General features: G+C 72.2%; 23 protein-coding genes and 1 riboswitch. Of the genes, 7 read left to right on the top strand and 16 right to left on the bottom strand.

The genetic code is table 11. The annotated features are described in order from the left end of the window. The first annotated feature begins 77 nt into the window (after positions 1 to 77). Entirely contained in the window at positions 78 to 554 is a 477-nt protein-coding gene (locus FHS38_RS16255; RefSeq protein ID WP_184734278.1) for a hypothetical protein, read from the top strand. Positions 555 to 842: 288 nt separating this feature from the next. On the opposite strand, the gene FHS38_RS16250 is transcribed toward FHS38_RS16255, so the two are convergent. Continuing rightward, on the bottom strand, positions 843 to 1,247 hold the full coding sequence (locus FHS38_RS16250) for a DUF5997 family protein (RefSeq protein WP_184734277.1): 405 nt from the start codon (positions 1,245 to 1,247) through the stop codon (positions 843 to 845). A gap of 58 nt (positions 1,248 to 1,305) precedes the next feature. On the opposite strand from FHS38_RS16250, the gene FHS38_RS16245 reads away from it, so the two are divergent. After that, positions 1,306 to 2,091, top strand: a complete 786-nt coding sequence (locus tag FHS38_RS16245) for a LysR substrate-binding domain-containing protein (RefSeq protein WP_184734276.1) — start codon at positions 1,306 to 1,308, stop codon at positions 2,089 to 2,091. 95 nt (positions 2,092 to 2,186) lie between these two features. On the opposite strand, the gene FHS38_RS36075 is transcribed toward FHS38_RS16245, so the two are convergent. The 3 genes from FHS38_RS36075 to FHS38_RS16230 all read right to left on the bottom strand — a co-directional run bounded on the left by FHS38_RS36075 (position 2,187) and on the right by FHS38_RS16230 (position 5,479). After that, complete coding sequence (locus FHS38_RS36075) at positions 2,187 to 3,257, bottom strand: zinc-binding dehydrogenase (protein WP_184734275.1); 1,071 nt, start codon at positions 3,255 to 3,257, stop codon at positions 2,187 to 2,189. A gap of 282 nt (positions 3,258 to 3,539) precedes the next feature. Continuing rightward, entirely contained in the window at positions 3,540 to 3,983 is a 444-nt protein-coding gene (locus FHS38_RS16235; RefSeq protein ID WP_184734274.1) for a YchJ family protein, read from the bottom strand. A 296-nt stretch (positions 3,984 to 4,279) separates the two neighbouring features. Continuing rightward, positions 4,280 to 5,479: a cytochrome P450 family protein gene (locus FHS38_RS16230; RefSeq protein ID WP_184734273.1), complete on the bottom strand. Its 1,200-nt coding sequence runs from the start codon at positions 5,477 to 5,479 to the stop codon at positions 4,280 to 4,282. 548 nt (positions 5,480 to 6,027) lie between these two features. Then, positions 6,028 to 6,192, top strand: a riboswitch (cyclic di-AMP (ydaO/yuaA leader). A gap of 4 nt (positions 6,193 to 6,196) precedes the next feature. Between FHS38_RS16230 and FHS38_RS16225 the strand changes: the two genes are divergently transcribed. Both FHS38_RS16225 and FHS38_RS16220 read left to right on the top strand, forming a co-directional pair. Then, entirely contained in the window at positions 6,197 to 6,670 is a 474-nt protein-coding gene (locus FHS38_RS16225) for a C40 family peptidase (RefSeq protein WP_184734272.1), read from the top strand. A gap of 588 nt (positions 6,671 to 7,258) precedes the next feature. After that, the gene (locus FHS38_RS16220; RefSeq protein ID WP_184734271.1) at positions 7,259 to 8,413 is read left to right on the top strand and encodes an alkaline phosphatase PhoX; all 1,155 of its coding nucleotides are present in this window, start codon (positions 7,259 to 7,261) and stop codon (positions 8,411 to 8,413) included. 21 nt (positions 8,414 to 8,434) lie between these two features. Here the strand turns inward: FHS38_RS16220 and FHS38_RS16215 are convergent, their stop codons facing one another. The 11 genes from FHS38_RS16215 to FHS38_RS16165 all read right to left on the bottom strand — a co-directional run bounded on the left by FHS38_RS16215 (position 8,435) and on the right by FHS38_RS16165 (position 16,972). Continuing rightward, positions 8,435 to 8,905: an NUDIX domain-containing protein gene (locus tag FHS38_RS16215; RefSeq protein WP_184734270.1), complete on the bottom strand. Its 471-nt coding sequence runs from the start codon at positions 8,903 to 8,905 to the stop codon at positions 8,435 to 8,437. A gap of 426 nt (positions 8,906 to 9,331) precedes the next feature. Beyond that, positions 9,332 to 10,066: a DUF6875 domain-containing protein gene (locus FHS38_RS16210; RefSeq protein WP_184734269.1), complete on the bottom strand. Its 735-nt coding sequence runs from the start codon at positions 10,064 to 10,066 to the stop codon at positions 9,332 to 9,334. Continuing rightward, positions 10,056 to 11,393 carry an MFS transporter gene (locus FHS38_RS16205; RefSeq protein ID WP_184734268.1) on the bottom strand — a complete coding sequence of 446 codons (1,338 nt, stop codon included), beginning with the start codon at positions 11,391 to 11,393 and terminating at the stop codon, positions 10,056 to 10,058. Before FHS38_RS16205 ends, FHS38_RS16210 begins: the two co-directional genes overlap by 11 nt. Further along, positions 11,390 to 11,869, bottom strand: coding sequence for a hypothetical protein (locus FHS38_RS16200; RefSeq protein ID WP_184734267.1), 480 nt, complete (start codon positions 11,867 to 11,869; stop codon positions 11,390 to 11,392). The genes FHS38_RS16205 and FHS38_RS16200 overlap by 4 nt, the downstream gene beginning before the upstream one ends. Then, positions 11,866 to 12,900, bottom strand: coding sequence for a hypothetical protein (locus FHS38_RS16195; protein WP_184734266.1), 1,035 nt, complete (start codon positions 12,898 to 12,900; stop codon positions 11,866 to 11,868). Before FHS38_RS16195 ends, FHS38_RS16200 begins: the two co-directional genes overlap by 4 nt. Continuing rightward, complete coding sequence (locus FHS38_RS16190; RefSeq protein ID WP_184734265.1) at positions 12,897 to 13,580, bottom strand: hypothetical protein; 684 nt, start codon at positions 13,578 to 13,580, stop codon at positions 12,897 to 12,899. The genes FHS38_RS16195 and FHS38_RS16190 overlap by 4 nt, the downstream gene beginning before the upstream one ends. Beyond that, positions 13,502 to 14,302 (bottom strand): multinuclear nonheme iron-dependent oxidase, encoded by an 801-nt coding sequence (locus FHS38_RS16185; RefSeq protein WP_184734264.1) that lies wholly within the window; start codon positions 14,300 to 14,302, stop codon positions 13,502 to 13,504. Before FHS38_RS16185 ends, FHS38_RS16190 begins: the two co-directional genes overlap by 79 nt. Further along, on the bottom strand, positions 14,290 to 15,039 hold the full coding sequence (locus tag FHS38_RS16180) for a hypothetical protein (RefSeq protein ID WP_184734263.1): 750 nt from the start codon (positions 15,037 to 15,039) through the stop codon (positions 14,290 to 14,292). Before FHS38_RS16180 ends, FHS38_RS16185 begins: the two co-directional genes overlap by 13 nt. Further along, entirely contained in the window at positions 15,033 to 15,497 is a 465-nt protein-coding gene (locus tag FHS38_RS16175) for a multinuclear nonheme iron-dependent oxidase (RefSeq protein ID WP_184734262.1), read from the bottom strand. Before FHS38_RS16175 ends, FHS38_RS16180 begins: the two co-directional genes overlap by 7 nt. A gap of 233 nt (positions 15,498 to 15,730) precedes the next feature. Then, positions 15,731 to 16,630 (bottom strand): LysR family transcriptional regulator, encoded by a 900-nt coding sequence (locus FHS38_RS16170; RefSeq protein WP_184734261.1) that lies wholly within the window; start codon positions 16,628 to 16,630, stop codon positions 15,731 to 15,733. A 66-nt stretch (positions 16,631 to 16,696) separates the two neighbouring features. Continuing rightward, complete coding sequence (locus FHS38_RS16165) at positions 16,697 to 16,972, bottom strand: helix-turn-helix domain-containing protein (RefSeq protein WP_184734260.1); 276 nt, start codon at positions 16,970 to 16,972, stop codon at positions 16,697 to 16,699. 114 nt (positions 16,973 to 17,086) lie between these two features. Here FHS38_RS16165 and map point away from each other — a divergent pair, with 114 nt between their 5' ends. Beyond that, the gene (gene map / locus FHS38_RS16160; protein WP_184734259.1) at positions 17,087 to 17,854 is read left to right on the top strand and encodes a type I methionyl aminopeptidase; all 768 of its coding nucleotides are present in this window, start codon (positions 17,087 to 17,089) and stop codon (positions 17,852 to 17,854) included. Positions 17,855 to 17,995: 141 nt separating this feature from the next. Then, positions 17,996 to 18,514, top strand: coding sequence for a hypothetical protein (locus tag FHS38_RS16155; RefSeq protein WP_184734258.1), 519 nt, complete (start codon positions 17,996 to 17,998; stop codon positions 18,512 to 18,514). Positions 18,515 to 18,553: 39 nt separating this feature from the next. Here the strand turns inward: FHS38_RS16155 and FHS38_RS16150 are convergent, their stop codons facing one another. Next, complete coding sequence (locus FHS38_RS16150; protein WP_229821969.1) at positions 18,554 to 19,141, bottom strand: superoxide dismutase family protein; 588 nt, start codon at positions 19,139 to 19,141, stop codon at positions 18,554 to 18,556. A 423-nt stretch (positions 19,142 to 19,564) separates the two neighbouring features. Here FHS38_RS16150 and FHS38_RS16145 point away from each other — a divergent pair, with 423 nt between their 5' ends. Further along, positions 19,565 to 19,933 (top strand): amphi-Trp domain-containing protein, encoded by a 369-nt coding sequence (locus FHS38_RS16145; protein WP_184734257.1) that lies wholly within the window; start codon positions 19,565 to 19,567, stop codon positions 19,931 to 19,933. Positions 19,934 to 19,940 lie beyond the last annotated feature (7 nt).

Below are 19,940 nucleotides of genomic sequence, written 5' to 3'. Positions count from 1 at the left end.
ATGAATGCGTCACTTGCGTGGAATTCATCCGGTACGTCGGCCAGGGTCGGTGCCGACCGTAGGAAGGGCGCGCACTCATGCCGGACACATCCGCGTCAGGCCCGCAAGGCGCCCCCGGCTGGGGTGGGCCGTCGGCGGCCGGGCATCCGCACCACGCCCCGCCCGCGCACCGCCGCCGCCGGAAGTGGCCGTGGGTCCTGCTGGTCCTGCTGCTGTTGATCGTCGGCGGGTGCGCCGTCCTGTTCGCCGTCGTCTCGAACGAGTCCGACAAGACCGTCACGGTGAAGTACGAGGTGACCGGCGACGCCAAGGACGTGAAGATCGTCTACACCACCTGGAGCAGCGGGAACCGTTCCGAGAGCCTGCAGAATGTGCCGTCCCTGCCGTGGCGCAAGCAGGTCGACACCAAGGGCTTCGTCAAGGGTGGTCTGCTCGCGGTCACCACCGGTCCCCGGGGCGGCTCGGTGACGTGCAGCGTCACCGTCGACGAGGGCAAGCCGACCACTGCCACGGCGTCCGGGGTGGCGGCCACCGCCACGTGTGAGGGCTTCTGACCAGCGGGTTCGCGGGGCGCCGCGGGTTCCGGCGCGAGTTCCAGGGCCGGCGCGGAGCCGCAGCTCACCCAGGCGCGAGAGCGCGCCGCGCGGGCCGAGCTCTCCTCGGCGAAGTCGGCGCAGGCAGGTCCGCCACCATGGCGCGGTCCGCTGCCCGCCGCATGCCACCGACCCGGCGCGGCCCGGTGCGGGGGACCGGCTCGACGGGGCTGTCCCGCATGGCCGGAGCGCGAACGTGGTGGCTCCGGCCGCCCCGGCCGGTGCGCTCGACACCGGCGGGGGCAGGGATCAGGAGCGCGGCCGGCGGGGCTGGTCGACGCGCTCCGCGTTCTTCTCCTTGATGCGCACGGCTTCCTTGCGGACCTCGGCCTGCGTGGCGCGCTCCCGCTGCAGCCACTCGGGCTGGTCGTTCTTCAGCGCCTCGATCTGCTCCGTGGTGAGGGCGTCCGTGACCCCGCCACGCGCGAGACCCGCGATGGAGACGCCCAGCTTCGCCGCGACCACCGGGCGGGGGTGCGGGCCGTTGCGTCGCAGCTCCAGCAGCCACTCGGGCGGATTCTCCTGCAGTGCGTTCAGTTCAGTGCGCGAGACGACACCCTCCTGGAACTCGGTGGGGGTGGCCTCGAGGTACACACCCAGCTTCTTCGCCGCGGTCGCGGGCTTCATGGTCTGGGTGGTCTTGTGCGACGTCATGGTGTCAAGGGTATCGAGCATGTGCGCTACCTCTGACCACGACCGGTAACCTGGCGGAGTGACAGGCTCGGAAATTCCCCCTTCGTTCCGGCTCGCGTATGTCCCGGGAGTGACGCCCACGAAGTGGGTGCGGATCTGGAACGAGCGGCTGCCCGACGTCCCACTGACCCTCATCGCGGTGTCCCCCACCGAAGCGTTCGACGTGCTGCGGAGCGGCGGCGCCGACGCGGGTTTCGTGCGGTTGCCGGTCGACCGGACGGACCTCAGCGCGATCCCCCTCTACACCGAGACCACGGTGGTCGTGGTCCCGAAGGACCACGTCGTGGCGGCGGTGGACGAGGTGTCCGCCGAGGATCTGGCCGACGAGATCGTGCTGCACCCCCTCGACGACACCCTCGGCTGGGAGCGTCCGCCGGGGCGGCCCGCGATCGAGCGGCCCGCCACGACCGCGGACGCCATCGAGCTGGTGGCGGCGGGAGTGGGCGTACTCGTCGTCCCGCAGTCGCTCGCCCGCCTGCACCACCGCAAGGACCTCACGTACCGGCCGGTCACGGAGACCCCCGAGTCGCGTGTCGCGCTGTCGTGGCCCGAGGACCGCACCACCGACCTGGTGGAGGACTTCATCGGGATCGTCCGGGGGCGGACCGTCAACAGCTCACGCGGCCGCTCCCCGGCCCCGGCGCAGCCGAAGAGCAAGCGCCCCGAGGCGGGCGGCGCGCGGCGGAAGCCCGCGGCGGGCAAGTCGAGCGGCAAGGCGGCGGGCAAGCCCACGGGCAAGAGCCCGCGGAGCGGTTCCGGCGGCGCCAAGGGCGCCAAGCGCGGCAAGCCCCGCCGCCGGTCGTAGCGCGGCGCCCCGCACCCCCGGGCTCGGGCGCCGTTCCCCTCGCGGGGCGGGTCCGGGCCGGGGCTGGACCGGACGCGCCGGATCGGGCTCTGCGCCTACGCGCCGGCCGTGTCGAAGTGAATCAGGGGCTTGATGATTCCCCCCTCTTTCGATTCCATCATCCAAAACGCGCGTTCGATCTCGTCGAAGCCGAATTCATGCGTGGTCATCGGCGTGGGATCCACCTTGCCGTTCTCCATCAGCCGGAAGATCCGCCGGAGCCGCTCGCTCCCTCCGCGGTTGAGCCCTCCGTAGACCTTCTTGTCGGCCATGCCGTACCCGAACGGCTCCAGGGGGATCTTCAACGGCTCGGGCACCTCCCCGTGGTACCCGACGTTGGAAATGCGTCCTCCCGGCTTCGTGACCCGGAAGGTCGCATCCCAGGTACCGGGCGTGCCGAGTGCCTCGATGGCCGCATCGACCCCCTGACCGTCCGTCAGTTCGAGGATCCGCTCCACCGGATCACACTGGGTGTAGTCGACGACGAGATCGGCTCCGAAGTGGCGTGCGAGTTCCTGACGCGCGGGAACCGACTCCACGGCGATGATGAGACCGGCGCCGCGCAGCCGGCAGCCGATCGTCGCCGACAGCCCCACCGCACCCTGCGCGAAGATCGCGACAGTCTCGCCCAGTTCGAGTTCCGCGTGCTCGGCGGCGAGGAAGCCGGTGTTGAGCATGTCGGTGGCGTACAACGCGTGGTGGTCGGAGAGCGCCTCGGGAATCGGTGACAGGTTGGCCTGGGCGTTGTTGACGAGAAAATACTGAGCCAGGTTCCCGTCACGCTGGTTGGTGAACTGGGCGCCGCCCAGCATCCTCCCGTGGCACTGCGAGGAGAATCCGCGCTGGCAGAAGTCGCACTGGAAGCACGGAGTGACCCCGGCCACCGCGACGCGCAGGCCCACGGCCAGACCCTCGACGGCCGAGCCGAGCGCATGGACGACCCCGACCGCCTCATGCCCCAAGGTCACGTCCGGGGCGACCGGAATCGCTCCTTTCATGGTGTGCACATCGGTCGTGCACACCATGGCCGAGGTGGTACGCACCACCGCGTCATTGGGGCCGGGTTCGGGGATCGGCTTCTCGATGACGCCGACCTCGCCGACCTTCCGGAGAACAAAGGCCCTCACGTTCGATCACCTGCCGTTCCCTGCGGAGCGCGCCGGGGTCGTCAGCAGGCCCCGGTCCCTTCGGCGACCTCGGGGGATCCGTGCCGTGCTGCGCGCAGGGCCGGGGACGCGGTTGCCGATCTTTTTGTAGCCGCGCGCACGCGGGTTCGGGTGGAGGGCGCGCCGACAGGATCTCCGAGCCGGGTGCACCACTGTTTCCGCAGGCCGGGTTCGTCGGGTCGACCTGACCCTGCCGACGGTGCCTCTACCCCGGATCGCAACGAGGAGTACCGGCCCCGGTGTTCAGCTCGTACGGGACCGGTCCGCCTCCGGTGGCACCGGGCTCACGTAGACCCACTGTCCGTTGTCGCGGAGGAAGCGGCTGTTCTCGTGCTGGCTGTCCGCGTGCCCCTGCTCGCTGTAGTGCGCGATGAATTCGACCGTGCCCTCGGTGTGGAAGGCGCTGCCCCCCGTCGTGCCGAGGATCTCGAGCCCCGTCCACCGCTGGTCCGGGTCGAAATCGAGGTCGGACGGCCGGGTCGCCGGATGCCAGGTGCGCAGCAGATAGGCGGCGTCGTGGACGACGAAGGCGCTGTAGCGGGAGCGCATGAGCCGCTCCGGGGTGGGAGCGGTCGTCTCCCCGCGGTGGAAGCTGCCGCAGCAGTCGCGGTAGGTCGCTTCGCGCCCGCAGGGACAGGGTGCGGAATCGGTGATCGCCGGCTGCCGGCGTGCGCTGTATCGGGCCACCCCACGATTGTGCCCGCTCCGCCGGGCGCCCCGGACCCGAGGGGGCGCCCGCCACCGGCGCCCCGCGGGTCCCCGTCGAAGCCCCGGGAGGCGGCACGAGAGACCGCGATCGAGCTGATCCACGTCACCGGCGTCCCGGGCTTCGAGCCGGCCCGGCAGTCCGTCGGCGTCATCGGCGACGACGGCTTCTCCAGCGCCTACGTCAACGGCGGCGCGGTCACGACAGTGGCCCGAAGCCGTCGGTCTCCGACGGGTTCGGGCCACTGTCGTATGTCCGCCCCCCCCGAAGCCGCGCGCTACCGCTCCGGCGTGAACCTCACCGGCAGGCTGACCAGACCGCGCAGCGCCATGCTGGGCCGCCAGGTGAGGTCGGCAGGGTCGATGTCGAAGGCGAGGTCCGGACAGCGCTCCAGGAGCGCCTTGAGGGCGATGGCCGCCTCCATCCGGGCGAGCGGCGCGCCGATGCAGTGGTGGATGCCGTGGCCGAAGGCGAGGTGCCCACGGGGCTCGCGGCGGATGTCGAAGCGGTCGGGCTCGGGGAAGTGCCGGGGATCGCGGGCCGCCGCGGCGAGTACGACGATCACGGGCTCCCTGGCGGGGATGGTGGTGCCGCCGATCTCCACCTGCTCGGCGGTGTAGCGGAAGGCGCACCGCTCCACCGGGCAGTCGTAGCGGAGCATCTCCTCGATCGCGCCGTCGAGCAGGGACCAGTCGGCACGCAGCGCCGCCAGCTGGTCGGGGTGGCGCAGCAGCTCGTGGACGCCGCTGGAGATGAGGTTGACGGTGGTCTCGTGGCCGGCGACGAGCAGGACGAAGGCCATCCCCAGCAGTTCGTCGGGCGAGAGCCGGTCACCGTCGTCGTCCGTGGCGGTGGTCAGGGCGCTGAGGAGATCGTCGCCCGGCGCCTGCCGCTTGGCCTCGATGAGCGAGACGAAATACGCGGTCATCGCCTGCGCGGCGGCGCCGGCGGCCTCCGGACTGCTGGGGAGGACGACCTCGTTGGACCACTCGCGGAACGCGGCGCGGTCCGCGACGGGCACGCCGAGCAGTTCGCAGATGACGGTCAGCGGCAGCGGCAGCGCGAAGGCGTCCACGAGGTCGGCGCGGCCGAGCGGCAGCATCGCGTCCAGGAGTTCGCCGGTCCACCGCGTGATGCGGGGACGCAGCTCCTCGATGCGGCGCGGGGTGAACTCCTTGGCGACGAACTTGCGCAGGCGCGTGTGGTGGGGCGCGTCGACCTGGAGCATGTTCAGCCCGATCGCGTAGCCGCCGTCGTCCTCCCAGTCCGGCGAGTAGCGGATGTCGTTGCGCAGTCGCGGGTCCGTCAGGGCGGCCCGGGCCTCGTCGTTGCCGACGATCAGCCACGACTCGCGCCCGTCGGGGGTCCGCACCCGATGGACGGGCCCCCGCTCCCGCAGGCTCGCGTAGAGCGGATACGGGTCCTTGGCGAAGTCCGTGCCGGCGGGCGTGAGGTCCTCAAGGGTTGGCGTGGACACAAGCGTTCCCTTCGTCGTCCGGGAGCATGACCGGAGCTCAAATGGGGATCGGCCCCCACTTGCTGGACCGACCCTAACACCAAGTGGGGACCGCTCCACGCTTTGGGGGAGGAGGGGGCAATCCGGTCGTCGTGGCTCTCGGACGTGAGGGGGTCCGATCGCTCATCGCCCGTCAGTCCGCCCCGCTCGCACAGAATGCGGAGGCTGATATTCAGTCATCGGGCGAGATGGCCCGTGGAACCGGCGAGGGCGTGCCGCGACCCGTTCTTCCGGCGTCCGGTGAGTTCCGGCCGCGACTGCCGGTAACTCCCTTGATATCTCGCCGCCTTCGTACTTCGACCGCAGCTGATTTCCCCTGTGTGTGGGGTGTTGACAGGGGTTCGGGCGGGGCGGAAACAGTCCCCGGTTCCCCGTGTCGACGCGAAGTGAACAAGTTCACAGAAGGCCGTTTGGGCTCTGATTCTGGGCGGTTGATGATGCAGGATCTCTGCTCGAACACAAGAACCCGTCACAGAGGCGGGCGACCCGGGCGGACGCCGAGTCCTGCCGCCGTCCGGGTGCAGATTCAGATCAAGGATCGGCAGGAGCGGGAGACCCAAGCACGACGAACCACGATGTCAGTGGTTCTTGGGGTGAAGCCACGTATGTGGCCGGGCAACTTTGTCAGCCCGAACCCGACAGGTCACCTTTCGTAGGCGGATGACGAAGGGCTTTGGCATGTCTGCGTTCCCTGGCATACCCGCACTTCTTTCCCGGGCCGGAACTGCATCCGTTCTGACCGCAGCCACCGTCACCGCGTCGATGCTGATCCCGACTCTGGCAACCGACGCACAGGCGGCGACTCCGGGAACGAAGGCGCTGCAGATCGCGGCCTCCAAGAAGGGGTCGCCGTACCAGTACGGCGCCACCGGTCCGAACCGTTTCGACTGCTCGGGCCTGACGCTGTACGCCTTCAAGAAGGCGGGTAAGGCACTGCCGCGCACCGCGGCTTCGCAGTACAACAAGACCAGGCATCTCTCGTCCGGCTCACGTCAGCCCGGCGACCTGGTGTTCTTCCACTCGGGTAGCAACGTCTACCACGTGGGGATCTACGCCGGGAAGAATCAGATCTGGCACTCTCCGAAGCCGGGCAAGTCCGTGCGGCTGGAGAAGATCTGGACGAACAGTGTCTGGTACGGCCGCGTCAAGTAGCCCTTGAGGCTGTTCAAAAGCCCGCCCGGACGCTCTTGTGGGGCACTGTCCGGGCGGGCTGACGGCCGTGGAAGCACCGCCGCGCGCAGCACGTTACCAGTCGAATCCGAGAACGCCCGGGTGTCCTCACCCCATTGGCCGATCCGGAAGTCAACAGCGCGCGGGTGCGCTATTTCCCGCCCCGTCTCCCGGCTTGCCTTTCGATGATGTCGCCCGTGATCCGACCGGCTCGAATGAATGAATATCCGGAACTTCTCATAGCGACCTGAGTGACCCGGGTCGCTTCCTTGCGAGGGGCGCCCATCGATCGAAAGGCATGGGCATGATCAGGACGGCACCCCCTGCTCCGGGTGTGCGGGACCCGGAGCAGGGGGATTCTCGTATGCCGGCGAAATCGATCACCTTGTCCAACGGGTACATCGTCGCCGGGCATTCAGGGACCCCGGGTGTAAGGAACAAGCCCAGGAGAGGGTCGCCCCGGATTCATCTCTTGTTGATGCACCGTCAACTCTGCGCTTCTATGGTCCGGGAGACCAGGCCTCGCCGCCGGTCGGTGACGAGGCACCCCCCAACTCCCCTGGAGTGACCGTGGAACGTCGCACTTTCCTGCGCGCGGCCGTCGTCGGCACCTCGGCCGCGGCGCTCGGCGGCTCACTGTGGAGCGCCGCCTACGCGAGCCCGGCCCAGCCGGGCCCCGGGCCGTACGGACCGCTCGGCGCCGCCGACGGCAACGGCCTCCGGCTGCCGAACGGCTTCAGCTCCCGGATCGTCGCCCGGTCCGGACAGAAGGTCTCCGGTACCTCGTACACCTGGCACAACGCCCCAGACGGTGGCGCCTGTTACACCGACGGCGCCGGTTGGATCTACGTCTCCAACTCGGAGATCAACCCCTCCGGCGGGGCGAGCGCGCTGCGCTTCGACGCCGCCGGGACCGTCGTCGCGGCGTACCGCGTGCTCTCCGGCACCCGCCAGAACTGCGCGGGCGGCAAGACGCCCTGGAACACCTGGCTGTCCTGCGAGGAGGTCGACCGCGGTTACGTCTACGAGACCGACCCGTGGGGCGTGAAGGCGGCGGTGCGCCGGGAGGCGATGGGCCGTTTCAAGCACGAAGCGGCCGCCGCCGACCCGGTCCGCAAGGTGGTCTATCTGACCGAGGACGTCACCGACGGCTGCTTCTACCGCTTCACGCCCACCACCTGGGGCGACCTCTCGGCCGGGAAGCTGGAGGTGCTCAGAATGGGTTCGGGGACCTCGGGACCCGTCACCTGGAGTGTCGTTCCCGACCCGTCCGGCGCCGGCACGGCCACCCGCAACCAGGTCGCCGGGGCCAAGCGCTTCAACGGTGGCGAGGGCTGCTACTACGCCGACGGCACCTGCTGGTTCACCACCAAGGGCGACAACCGCGTCTGGCAGTACGACGCGGCCGCCGGGACCCTCGAACTCGCCTACGACGACTCGCTGGTGAGCGGCAGCGCACCGCTCACCGGAGTGGACAACGTCACCGGCACGGCTTCCGGCGACCTCTTCGTCGCCGAGGACGGCGGCAACATGGAGATCTGTCTCATCACACCGGACGACGTCGTCGCCCCCTTCCTGCGGATCGACGGCCAGCCCGGCTCCGAGATCACCGGGCCGGCCTTCTCGCCGGACGGCAGACGGCTGTACTTCTCCAGTCAGCGGGGTACGACGGGAAGTTCCTCGGCCGGCATCACCTACGAGGTGACGGGCCCGTTCCGCGCCTAGCCCGCCGGGCGCCCCACGGCCTCATCCCGCACCACCGGGCGCGTCGTCCCAGCCGGGGACCGACAGCAGCGCACCGGAGGTGAACTGGGCCAGCAGCGCCGCGGCTTCCGCGTCACAGGCCGCCGGAGGCGGCACGGGCTGCGCCCACACCAGCGTGGAGTAGGCCGTGGGCTGCTGGATCCGGGGCTCGCCCGACCAGCGCCGGGCGGTGAAGACGAACCCGAAACGCCCCCGGTGGTCCGGGCCGTGCCGGTGGACGAGGTGACAGAACTCCATGTCCCCGGGGGAGACGACGACTCCCACCGCGTCGTCGGCGGTGCGCAGTGCGGTGGCGAGCACGCTCTCCTCGGACGTGAGCCCACCGCCGGGCGGTGCGAGCCGGCCGCCCGTGGCCGTACCGGCGGCGCGGCGCAACAGCAGGATGCGCCCGTCGTCACGGTGCAGCAGGACCGTCACGAGACCCGACGGGCACGCGTGGTCGATGGCGCTCATGCCCGCCGCCCTTCGACGGCGCGGCACGGCCTCGCAGCCGGTCGTGGCGGCCTCTCGTGTTCGAATGGCGGGTGGGCCCCGACGGGGGTCGTACGGCGGGCTTTCCGATACTGCACTGCGCCTCCTCGTTGACGCCGGATCGGACGGGTGATCGGAAAACGACGCCCGATGGGGGCGGTAACGGCCCCCCAAGAGCGTTCTCTCGCGCCGATTTTCGAGCGGGTGTCAAGCGGCCCGCAGCCGTCGGTCCGGGGGCCCGTCGGGTGGTGTGCGATTCACTCCGCCGTGGTGACTCACCCGATCCGGGGGTTGCGTTGCGGCTGGGAACGATCACTTCGCGAGGGTGGGCGAGGATTCCCCGCAGTGCTGGGAGACGGGGTTTGCAGTGCGGCGGGGGAAGCGCGGGCAACAGGCCGTGCGGTCGGCTCAGGGGGTCAGTCCGTGCTCGCGGCACGCCTGGTTCCACCGCTCGGCGGCTTCCTTCGTCCGCAGTCTCGTACGGCGCGCCTCCGCCGCGTGCAGCCGGTGGTACGCCGGGAACATCTGCAGTACCCGCAAGGACAGTTGAAGGTCGGCGGGGATGATCCTGCGCAGTACGTAGAAGGGGGCGGGCGCGGTGAAGTAGCGGGGCTCGGGGTGCCGGGGATCGTCGGGCCGGGCGGGGTCCTCGTGGAAGAGCGCCGCCGTGCACCCCCGCGCGTACACCGCGGGCAGCACCGCGCGGTGCGCGGCGGCCACCACGGGCAGCAGCGGGGCGGGCGGGCCGGGGAAGGCCACGACCAGCCCCGGGTGCTCGGCCGATTCCCGCTGGGAGGCGCGGTCGAACCAGGCCAGATAGCCGACGAGCGCCCGGGCCACCGCGCGCGGCGCCGTGTGCCCGGCCACGCGCAGCTCCGCGTAGTGCATGACGCCGGCCCGCAACGCCCCCCGGACGAAGGGGCAGATGGCGTTCGAAGGGCCCGCACGCCCGATGGAGTCGCCGATGTAGTCGCGCAGGTAGGTGCGGAAGACCGCGCCGAGCTCGGTACCGTCGGCGTCGTCATCGTCGCCGAAGACGACGGGAGCGGGCCGTATCAGCTCGCCGCGCCGCTCAGGGCCGGGCCCGGGGGCGGGCGGCGAGGACTCCTCGGCCGGTGGCTCGGGGTCCGGCTCAGGGGACACGGGCACCATCCTCCTCGGCGGCTTCGCCCACCACATGGGAATCGACCGCCACCCTCGCGGGCGGCGTACGCAAGGACCGGACACAGAACCAGGCGGCCAACGCTGCGAACAGTGTCGTACCGGCGGCCGCGGTGGTCCACACCCCCGTGACGTCCGCGAGGCCGATGCCGAGCCCGCCCATCACATACAGGCCGAGGCCGGTGGCGAGGGAGTTGAACAACCCGCCCGCGGACAGCATGGTGGCGCGCGAACGCGCGGGCACCCGCTCGTTGAGAGCGGCCTTGAGGCCGGGCATGCACAGGCTGCCCGCCATCACGAAGCCGATGTACAGCGGGACGCCGACCCAGCCGGAGGACGCGAGGGCCGAGCCGCCGAGGAAGAGCCCGGCGGCCACGGCGGCCAGCACGATGATCCGGGCCCGCGCGCCCGGGTCGTGACGCACCTTCCGGGCGACGACCTCGAGGAGCGGGATCTGCAACAGGTCGCCGGTGCACCGGGCCGCGGCCAGGGCGATCAGGGAGCCGCCGGTGAGGACGTCGAAGTGGACGGTCCACTGCACGCCCGGCAGCCCCCGGAAGAGGCACAGCGCGGCCGCGCACAGTAGCAGCCCGGTCAGGACGCGGTCGGTGCCCAGTGCCCGGCGGCAGCCCCGCAGGGCCTCCAGTGAGGCGGCGGCCAGCTCGCGGCGCACACCCGCCGGATCCGCCCCGGCGCCGGCGCCGTCCGCCACCGGTGTCCGGCTGCGCAGCAGCACGGTGGTGCACGCGGCCCCGGCCAGACAGGCGGATCCGGCCAGCAACTGCGGCACGGCCAGCCCCAGGAACTGCCCGGCCGCCGCCCCGGCGACGGTGCCCGTCACGATGCCGGCGTTCTCGGCCATCCGGCCCCGGGCGAAGAGCGCGTCGAGGCTCGCCGAGGGATCCTCCCGCTGGAGCCGGTCGACGGCCCAGGCGTCCAGGCTGCCCGAGGCGAACGGCGTGCCCACGGCCGCGACGATCGTGCCGGCCACCGCCACCGCCGGGTCGGCGGAGAAGAACAGCATGCCGTAGCCGACGGCGCGCACGGCGAAACCCACCACGACGGAGGCGCGGCGCCCGATGGCGTCCGCGAAGACCCCCGTCGGCACCTCCAGCAGGGCCTCCAGCAGCCACACCGAGGCGATGAGCCAGATGATGGTGCTGCTGCTCAGACCGCGCTCGCCGAGCAACAGCACCGACGTGACCGTCAGACACATGTCGCCGAAGAAGTCGAGGCCGGTCAGCAGCAGGTACAGCCGCACCGTCGCGCGCCGCGCGGTGCCGTCCGGCGTCGTCGGGCCGCCCTTCACCGCTCGTCGCCCCCGGGACGCAGCACGGGGACGACGCCCATGTCATAGCGGTACGGCCGGCCCGCCTCCTCGAAGGCGTGCCGGATCCGGTCCCGTACCTGCATGGGAATGCCCCCTGGGTGTCTGCGGGAGAACGCCGACTCGTGTTGGAACAACAGGAAGAATCCCTCCGCCTCGAACGCGTAACGGGTGTGGTCCGGGCCGAAGGCAACAGTGGCCGTCAGCGACGACGTCCGCAGCGTCGCCACGTCCGCCCCGAGCCGGGCCGGGAGGTCCAGGACGAAGCCGTCGGCCTCGCCCGCGGCCACCTGCCGCAGGGCCTGCCGGAAACGGGGCAGGGCCCGTTCGAGATGGTCCTCGACGGGCAGTCCGTCACGGGCGGGCTCGGAGACCGGCCAGGTCGAGGCGCGGGCGTACGGGCAGTGGGTGCGGTCGATGACCGGCTGGAACCGGGACGGCCCGGCGGGCCCGCTCATCGCACCGGGCCGTTCGACGACAGCCCGGCGGGCCCGGCCGTGAGCTGCTCGCGCAACTCCCGCCAGCTGCCCGGCTCGTCCCACCAGCGCTCGCCCCACCGCTCGGTGAACCCGGCCACCGTACGGTCGGCGAGGGCGTGCCCCTCGAAGACGGCGCTCCAATACCCGGCCCGCTCCGTCTCCTCCCGCACGTGCCGCGGATCGATCAAGTCGCCCGAGGTCCGGGCCACTTCCTCCTCCAGCCGCTCCGGTCGGGCGGCGCAGCGCAGGATCAGAGCGGCCAGCGCCCGGGTGTAGCGGTCCTCGTAGCGGCAGTGGGCCGCCACCCGCTCCGCGGTGTCCGCCGGGACGCCGAGCGAGGCCAGCCAGGCGGCCGAGAGGCCGAGGGTCTCCACGACGAGGGCGCCCCACTCCGCGAGCACGGGCGGGCGGCGCCAGCGCTCGGCCAGTGGCAGGCCGGGGGACCGCCAGGCCAGTTCCATGGCGTGCCCCAGTTCGTGGTGGACGTACTGGGCGCACAGGGGGGCCGGACGGTCGGGCAGTGCCACCGCGGACCGGTCGGGGATCCGGACGGGGAAGGTGACCGAGGGCCGGTCCCGGGTCCACACGAGCGACAGCCGGTGGCCCTCGGGCAGGGCGGACAGGCCCCGCAGCCGGGGCACGGCAGCCCGCACCAGCGCGCGCGGGCAGAGCTCGACCCCGGCCAGGTCACCGCGGAGGAAGGCCCTGCGGTCCGCCCGGAAGGCCGCCTCCGTGACGCCCATGGCCCGCGCCCACTCCCGCACCACGCACGGCAGTTCGTCCGTGACGTCCGTGACGTTCGTGACGTCCGTGATGCCCGTGGCTCCCGGGGCGGCCACGGTGCCCGGCGGCTCGGCGGGCGACGGGCCGCCCGCGACGGACCGCAGCAGCGCCGCGAGCCTTCTGCCGTTCTCGCCCAGGCCGGTCAGGCCGAGGTCGGCGGCGCGCAGCAGCTCGATCGCCCGTTCCACCACCGCCTCGTCATCCGTCCGCACCGGGGTCCGCGTCACCCGGTGCCCCCGTCCCGCACCAGCGCGCCCACCTCGACCAGCCGGCGCAGCAGCTCCTCGCCCGGTTCCCCGGCCGGCACGCGCGCGTGCGCGCGGGGGGCTTCGGTGAGCCAGGCGAGCGCCGCCGCCTCCTCGTCGTGCAGGACCAGCGGGCGCCCCGCGCCGGGGCCGGTGCCCGGCACGAGGATCGCGGTGCGGCGCTCCACCGGGCGCACCGTGTCGAGGACCAGGTCCCACGGCATCCGCTGCTTCTTCAGGGCCGTGCGACGGGCGTAGTCGGCGGTGTCGTACGGGCTGACCCGCAGGCGGGTGGCGGGGGCGGGCGACAGCCCGGCGCGGCGGGCCGCGGGCGAGGGCACCGGCGGCCGGTAGGCCAGGTCGGTGTCGGCCGACGCCAGCTCCCACTGCCAGCCGGGGCGGCCCTCGGGCCACCCCTTCTCCAGGTACTCCGCGAAGGCGCGGGCCGTGCTCGGGCCCGGCGGGAAGTCCTCGCCCGGCTCCCGCTCGCGCGCCCGCCAGGCGTCACTCGCCACGAACCGCCCGATGCCGGGTGTGCCCTCCCCGGCGAGATAGAGGAAGCCGGCGGTGGGCAGCCGTGCGGTCACCGCGGCGGCGACGGCCGCCAGCCGCCGGGCCCGCTCCAGCCGGAAGCCCGCCGCGTTGCGCACCTCGGGGGGCACAGCGGTGGTGTCCTCGGTGTCGTACAGGGCCGCCCACACGCCGCGCACGGCCCGCTCGTACGCGCTCTCGACAGATGCCCTTCGACGACCCGGTCCCACGCGAAGTCGTCCGGCATCAGCACGTCGGTGGCGATGCCGCTGACCTCGGAGGCGATCAGATGGTGGCCGACGTCGTAGACCATGAAGGCGTCGGCCCGCCGGGCGATCTCCGACTGGAGCGTGAACGGATTGGCGTCCCCGACGACATAGGCGTAGGCGGAGTTCTCGACCGCGACCCGCACGCCCAGCAGCTCCTGCATCCGCTCGACGCGGGGCACCACGTAGTCGACGGAGTCCTCGATCCACGGCATCGGGACCAGCGCCTCGACCAAGGACTCACCGTCCTTGGCCCACATCGCCAGATCGGTGGTGACCCAGGAGACGCCCAGCCTGCGCACCGCCTCCCCGAGCTGCTTCACCAGCTGGTCGTCGACGGGGTCGAGGCCGCACAGATCGAGGTCGAGGGTGTGCAACAGCGGTACCAGGCCGTGCTGTTCGCAGAACCGCACGGCCTCGTCGACGGTGGCGGCATCCCGTGCGTAGGGCCCCACCATGAACGCCCGGTCGTCGCCCGCCAGCCGCTCGGCGAACGGCGCCAGCCGCTCGTGCTCGGAGGTCATGTCCCAGCTGAAGCCCACCAGGGGCCGCGCCCCGGGCGGGGCGGCCTCGCTCACCGTACGCATGGCACCACCAGTCCTCGTTCCAGGGCGGCCGTCACGGCCTTGCCGTCCGTGTCGACCGGGCCCGCCTCCTCGTCCCACAGCGGGCGCAGCGCCTCGCAGGCGGCGTCCCGCAGATGCGTGCGGCGCAGCCCGGCGGGCGTGCGCAGGGTGAGGGTCGCGAACGGGCGGGCCCGCGGGCGGGTGTGGCGCACCGCGTCCGGCCAGGGACAGGAGGCGCAAGCCTCCCGCAGCCGGACCGCGTACTCGGGCACGTCGAAGACGCACCGGGCGACCCACGCGCCCTCCGGCAGCCGGACCCCCGCCCGCAGCGCCGCCGCCGTGGGCGCGGTCGCCGCACCCCACAGCACGTCGCACTCGTACCGCGCGATCTGCCGCGCCCAGGGATCGGCCGTCGGCAGCCACGCCTCCTCCAGGAAGGCCGCGAACGTGGTGACGGTGGAGGCGGCCTCGGGGAAGAGGGATCCCTCCTGCGCCCGCCGCCCGTGCCAGTGCTCGCTGCCCAGATAGGCGTCCATGGCGTCCGGGACCAGGCCGCAGTAGACGCGGGTGGTGGCCGGCAGGGCGCCCGTACAGCGCTCGAGCACCATGGCCTTGCGGGGCGAGCGGTCCACGGCCATGCCGGGGTCGGGCGGCCCGTCCACGGGCGCGGGCCCGTAGAAGCCGCGCCACAGCTCGGTCACTTGCGTCACATACGGGTGGGGGGCGGGCGTCGGGCCCTCGGCTCCGGTCGTCACCACGACACCGCCTCCAGGCACTCGTCCATCCGCTCCAGCTTGACCACCAGGTCGTCGATCCCCATCCCCTCCGACTCCCCGATCAGGGCCTGGAGCTGCGTCATCCTCGGCATGAGCAGCTCCGTGGTGCGCCACACCGGGTCGTCGACGGGCCATCGGTGCTGGTCCTGCACGAGCTGGTAGGCGGTGAAGTCCCGGCAGGTGATGCCGGAGATGTGCGCCTCCACCACCCGTTCCCAGGGGAAGTCGGCGTCCTCGGGGCGCTCGATCGGCTCCCCGCGCTGCTGCCGCAGGATGTAGAGGTGCCCGATGTCCATGCACAGGCCGCAGTCGGCCCGTTCGGCGATGCCGGCCATCAGGGTGAGGATGTCCAGGTCCCCGGCCAGTACCGGGTAGGGCGGGTTCTCGCCGACGATCGGCAGTTGGGCGATGTCCTGGATCCGCTTCGTGCGGTCCGCCACCCAGTGAGGGTGAGGGCGAAGAGGCCCGGCGAGAGCGGCGGCGCCTGAGCAAACAGGCCCGGCGGCTGCACCTGAACGTCCGCAGCCACCGCTGTGCCCGCTCTTGGGACGACGGCCCGGTGCCCGGCGATCTGCGGCTGCCGCCCCTTCCGGACCGCGATGGCGACGTCGAAGCCGACGGGGAGCCGGGGGAGGGGCCCGACTGCCGCTGACCCGTCCCCCCCCGAGCCGCCTCAGCGCTCGGCAGTGGGCTCCGCCAGTTCGGCCCGGGCGTGGCGGACGAAGGCGCGGGCGGCCGGGCCGACCGGACCCTCGGTCCGCCAGGCCAGCGCGAGAGCACCGCGCAGCGCGGGGCGGAAACCGATCGTGTGCAGCTGGGACGCGTAGGCACGGGCGAGGGACTCGGGCACGACGGCCACGCCCAGCCCGCGCGCGGCGAGCTGGGCGAGCACGTTGGGGTCACCGGCCTCGAAGGCGACGCGCGGCCGGAAGCCCGCCGCCGCGCAGGCGTTCTCCACGGAGGTGCGCAGGCCCGTGCCCCGGGGCAGGCTCATGATCGGCCGGTCGGCGAGGGCGCCGAGCGTGATGGTGCTCCGGGCCGCCAGCGGGTCGTCGTGGCTCACGGCCACGACGAGCGCCTCGTCCACGACGACCTGGACGCCGACCCCGGGCGGGGGCTCGCCCGCCAGTCCGACGACCGCCAGATCGACCCGGCCGCCCGCCACCGCTTCCAGCAGCCGGTCGGAGGTGTCCGCGGTCAGGCCGATCTCCACGGCCGGATGGTCGTGGTGGAAACCGGCCAGCAGTCCGGGCAGGTCGATGGACGGTCCGAGCGAGGTGACCGTACCGATGGTGACCTGCCCGCGCACCAGCCCGGTGAGTTCCTCGACGGCCTGCCGGGCGCCGCTGACCGCGCCGAGCGCGGCTCGGGCGTACGGCAGGACCGCCGCCCCGGCCTCGGTGGGCCGCACGGTCCGCCCCGACCGGTCCAACAGGTCCTGGCCGAGCTCCCGTTCGAGCTTGCGGATCTGGGCGCTGACGCCGGGCTGGGCGACGTGCAGGGCGGCGGCGGCCTTCGTGAAGCTCGCTTCCTCCACGACGCTCACGAAGTACTCCAGCTGGCGAAGCTCCATGTCCGCCGATGCTAGCAATCGGGAAGTCGGGAGCTTCGCCTTAGGGGAGCCGGGAGCCGGGGCCCGTCAAGCGGACATCGGCTCGTGTCCGACGTCCGCGCCTTCCCCGCAGACATCGGCCAGTTGGTCCAGGGACAGGCCCAAGGCGCCCGCCAGGGCCGCCACGGTGAAGAAGGCGGGAGTCGGCGCCCGGCCGGTCTCGATCTTGCGCAAGGTCTCGGCGGACAGTCCGGCGGCCGCCGCCACCGCGACCATGCTGCGCTCGCCGCGGGCATGGCGCAGCAGCGCGCCCAGCCGCTCGCCGCGCTGCCGCTCCCAGGGGGTCAGAGGGGTTCTCACCATGACCGTGATACTAATACCGCCCTGGGAAGCGTGATACTAATACCGGTATAAGAATTGGTTGACGGTGGCGCCGGGCATACCCGGCGCCACCGAGCGAAGGTGGGGAGCCGGAGCATGGTGGAGATCAAGACGGACGCGGCACTGGACGCCATGCGCGAGGCGGGGCGCGTCGTGGCCCACGCGCTCGCCGCGGCTCAGGACGCGGCGGCCGTGGGCGTGGGCCTGCGGGAGCTGGACGAGGCCGCCCGCACCGTCCTCGCCGAGGCCGGAGCGCGCTCCCCGTTCCTCGGCTACCACCCCTCCTTCGCGCCCACCCCGTTCCCCGCGGTGATCTGCGCCTCGGTCAACGACGCCGTCGTGCACGGCATCCCCGACGACTACCGCCTGCGCGACGGAGACCTCGTCAGCATCGACTGCGGAGCGGAACTCGACGGCTGGACCGGCGACGCGGCCGTCAGCTTCGTCGTCGGTACCCCCGCCCCCGCCGACCTGGCTCTGATCGACGCCACACGGCGGGCCCTCGACGCCGGCATCAAGGCAGCCGTCGTCGGAAACCGCATCGGTGACATCTCCCACGCCATCAGCACCGTCGCCCGCGGGGCCCGCTGCGGCATGCCCTCCGACTTCGGCGGCCACGGCATCGGGCGCCGGATGCACGAGGACCCCTCCGTCCCCAACCACGGTCGCCCGCGCCGCGGTTATCCGCTCCGCCACGGCCTCGTCCTGGCCATCGAGCCGATGCTCATGGCCGGCGGCCGCAACGACTACCGCACGGCCCCCGACGGCTGGACGCTCCGCACGACCGACGGCACGCGGGCCGCGCACATCGAGCACACGGTCGCCATCACCGAGTCCGGGCCCCGGATCCTCACCCTGCCGTGACGCCGGCGGCGCGGCCGTAGGTCCTGCGGGGAGAAGCACCTCCTCCCCGGGGCCCGGGCCGATCCGGCGCAGTGCCGTGTAAGGTCCGCTCATTCAGTGAAAAGCCCTGGTGGGGGGCTTGCTCGGAAAGAGGCGGAGGACATGGGCGAGGCAGTGTCGAGCGGCAGATCCTGGAAGCTGGGCGCGAAGGAGGGCCGCGCCCTGGCGGCACGCTGGTGGCAGTGGGCCCTCTCGGCGCCGGACGACCGCGATCCGGTGAGGGACGAGACCGGGGAGTTCGCCGACTGGCAGCAGCCCGACGACTTCTGGTTCCTCGCCGGTACCTACGGCGGCCGGGTGGTGCGGCGCTGTTCGATACCGGCGAACCGGCCGGTCTTCTTCCCCGTCTTCAACACGCAGCGCCCCGTCCCGTGGCACTCGAGGAAGCCCATGGTGATGGGGGTGGCCGAGGCGACGGCCTATCTCAACGGCGCCGCGCTGCCGCTCGATGAATTCACGTCCCGCCCGTTCCGGTCCGCCGGTCGCCGCCGGGTCGCCTGGGGCCTGTGGGCGGGCCTCGCCCCCCTGGTCCCGGGGCAGTACGTGCTGGAGATCAACGCGAGCACCACTGGTGGCTTCTGGGTGGCCACCACGTACCACCTCACGGTCGAGGACCGCTGAGCGTTCTGACCTCAGTCGTCGCGCATCGAAACGGCGCACCTATACGAACGGCACGCTGACGCAGGCGAGTCGGCCGCCGGCGGTCCCCGCGTGGCCGGGCCTGGTGTCGGTCGCGTGTTCGTGCACCACGATGGATCGGGCCTCGCCGGCCCGAACCCGCCAGCGCACGGATGTCTCCGAGCGGCCGTTGCCGTGCGCGTCCGTGGTCAGGTCCAGCCACGCTTCGTTGAGCGCGTTGGCGTAGGCGGGGTCGACGGAGGGCAGCACGGGGTCCTTGACGTTCTGGTAGTGCCCGCCTCCGGAGGTCGCAGAGTCGCCGCAAGGTTGCTGGTGGACGTGGGCGCCGAAGGTCCGGTTGGCCTGGACCCCCACCAGCCGGAGTTCGAACCAGGTGCCGCGGTCGCTCGTCCGCTCCCGCACGGTCACATGGCTGCCGAGCGGCACGGACCCGGGGTCGTACGTCACGGCTCCGTAGCCGGCACCGGCGGCCGCCCGGAAGGTCTCGACCACGGTCACCGCGCCGGTCTGGGTGCCGTCGATGGGGCTGGTGCTGTCGGTGGTGCTCAGGGTGCTCAGGCCCGGCGTCAGGGCCAGCGACGCGGCGAGCACCGTCGTCATGAAGGCCATCTTGGCCCCTCCTCCGTCGGGTATCAGGCCGTACCAGCACGTGCCTACCCAGCATGCCCGGGGTCACGATGTCCCGCCACCGATCGTGCGGTGAGGGGGGTGGCCACCGGTGCGCGCTCTGCCCGCGCCACGGCGCCGGGCCGAGGCCGCGGGGTCACGACGGCACCCCCGCCGCCTCCGGCAGCCACACCGCTCTCCGGCCAGGCACCGCCACCCCGGCGGCCCGCCCGGCCACGGGACCCCTGCGAGTCGACCGTCATGGCGGCGAGGGTGTCCAGGCAGGGGCATCCGGGTTAACGGTGCCCGTGGGCCGCACCGGCGGATCCCGCCCGCCGTCTCTTCGCCTGGCCGTGCGGATGTCCGATCTCATACATGGCCTCAGGATTGGCGTTACATACCGTTTGTGTCGGATCGGAGCCATGGATGAAGGACCTCAAGTTCGAGCAGAAGCGCTCGCTGTCACGTTTTGAGGCGGCTGAGCAGCTCACGGCACTCGCAGCCGTACTGAGGGAAGGTGGGGAGGCCGAACTGGAACTCGGTCCCGGGACGCTGAGCCTGCGGATCCCCGACGACCTTCGCAGCGAGATGGAGGTCGAGGTCGGTGACGGGCAGATCGAGCTGGAGATCGAGTTCAAGTGGCCGACCGCACCGAGCCGGACAGCGGCGTCGCAGGCGGTCGCAGGCACAGGGAAGGCCCCGAGGCGGAAGAGCGTGCCTGCCAAGCCCGGTCGGAGCAGCACGGGCACCAGCAAGAGCAAAAGCGCGAAACGGGCCGCCACGAAAACGCCCTGAGTCGTGG

The sequence above is a fragment of the Streptomyces netropsis genome (assembly GCF_014203545.1).
Classification (GTDB): Bacteria; Actinomycetota; Actinomycetes; order Streptomycetales; family Streptomycetaceae; genus Streptomyces; species Streptomyces netropsis.
The sequence above is the reverse complement of the archived record's forward strand: the minus strand, read 5'-3'. Positions and strand labels throughout refer to the sequence as shown.

What these genes read in the sequence shown, in the direction of transcription:
- FHS38_RS16255 (WP_184734278.1), top strand. Translation starts at nt 78, where the DNA reads ATGCCGGACACATCCGCGTCAGGCCCGCAAGGCGCCCCCGGCTGGGGT.
- FHS38_RS16250 (WP_184734277.1), bottom strand. Translation starts at nt 1,247, where the DNA reads ATGACGTCGCACAAGACCACCCAGACCATGAAGCCCGCGACCGCGGCG.
- FHS38_RS16225 (WP_184734272.1), top strand. Translation starts at nt 6,197, where the DNA reads ATGTCTGCGTTCCCTGGCATACCCGCACTTCTTTCCCGGGCCGGAACT.
- FHS38_RS16215 (WP_184734270.1), bottom strand. Translation starts at nt 8,905, where the DNA reads ATGAGCGCCATCGACCACGCGTGCCCGTCGGGTCTCGTGACGGTCCTG.
- FHS38_RS16200 (WP_184734267.1), bottom strand. Translation starts at nt 11,869, where the DNA reads ATGAGCGGGCCCGCCGGGCCGTCCCGGTTCCAGCCGGTCATCGACCGC.
- FHS38_RS16185 (WP_184734264.1), bottom strand. Translation starts at nt 14,302, where the DNA reads ATGCGTACGGTGAGCGAGGCCGCCCCGCCCGGGGCGCGGCCCCTGGTG.
- FHS38_RS16170 (WP_184734261.1), bottom strand. Translation starts at nt 16,630, where the DNA reads ATGGAGCTTCGCCAGCTGGAGTACTTCGTGAGCGTCGTGGAGGAAGCG.
- FHS38_RS16165 (WP_184734260.1), bottom strand. Translation starts at nt 16,972, where the DNA reads ATGGTGAGAACCCCTCTGACCCCCTGGGAGCGGCAGCGCGGCGAGCGG.
- map (WP_184734259.1), top strand. Translation starts at nt 17,087, where the DNA reads ATGGTGGAGATCAAGACGGACGCGGCACTGGACGCCATGCGCGAGGCG.
- FHS38_RS16155 (WP_184734258.1), top strand. Translation starts at nt 17,996, where the DNA reads ATGGGCGAGGCAGTGTCGAGCGGCAGATCCTGGAAGCTGGGCGCGAAG.
- FHS38_RS16150 (WP_229821969.1), bottom strand. Translation starts at nt 19,141, where the DNA reads ATGGCCTTCATGACGACGGTGCTCGCCGCGTCGCTGGCCCTGACGCCG.
- FHS38_RS16145 (WP_184734257.1), top strand. Translation starts at nt 19,565, where the DNA reads ATGAAGGACCTCAAGTTCGAGCAGAAGCGCTCGCTGTCACGTTTTGAG.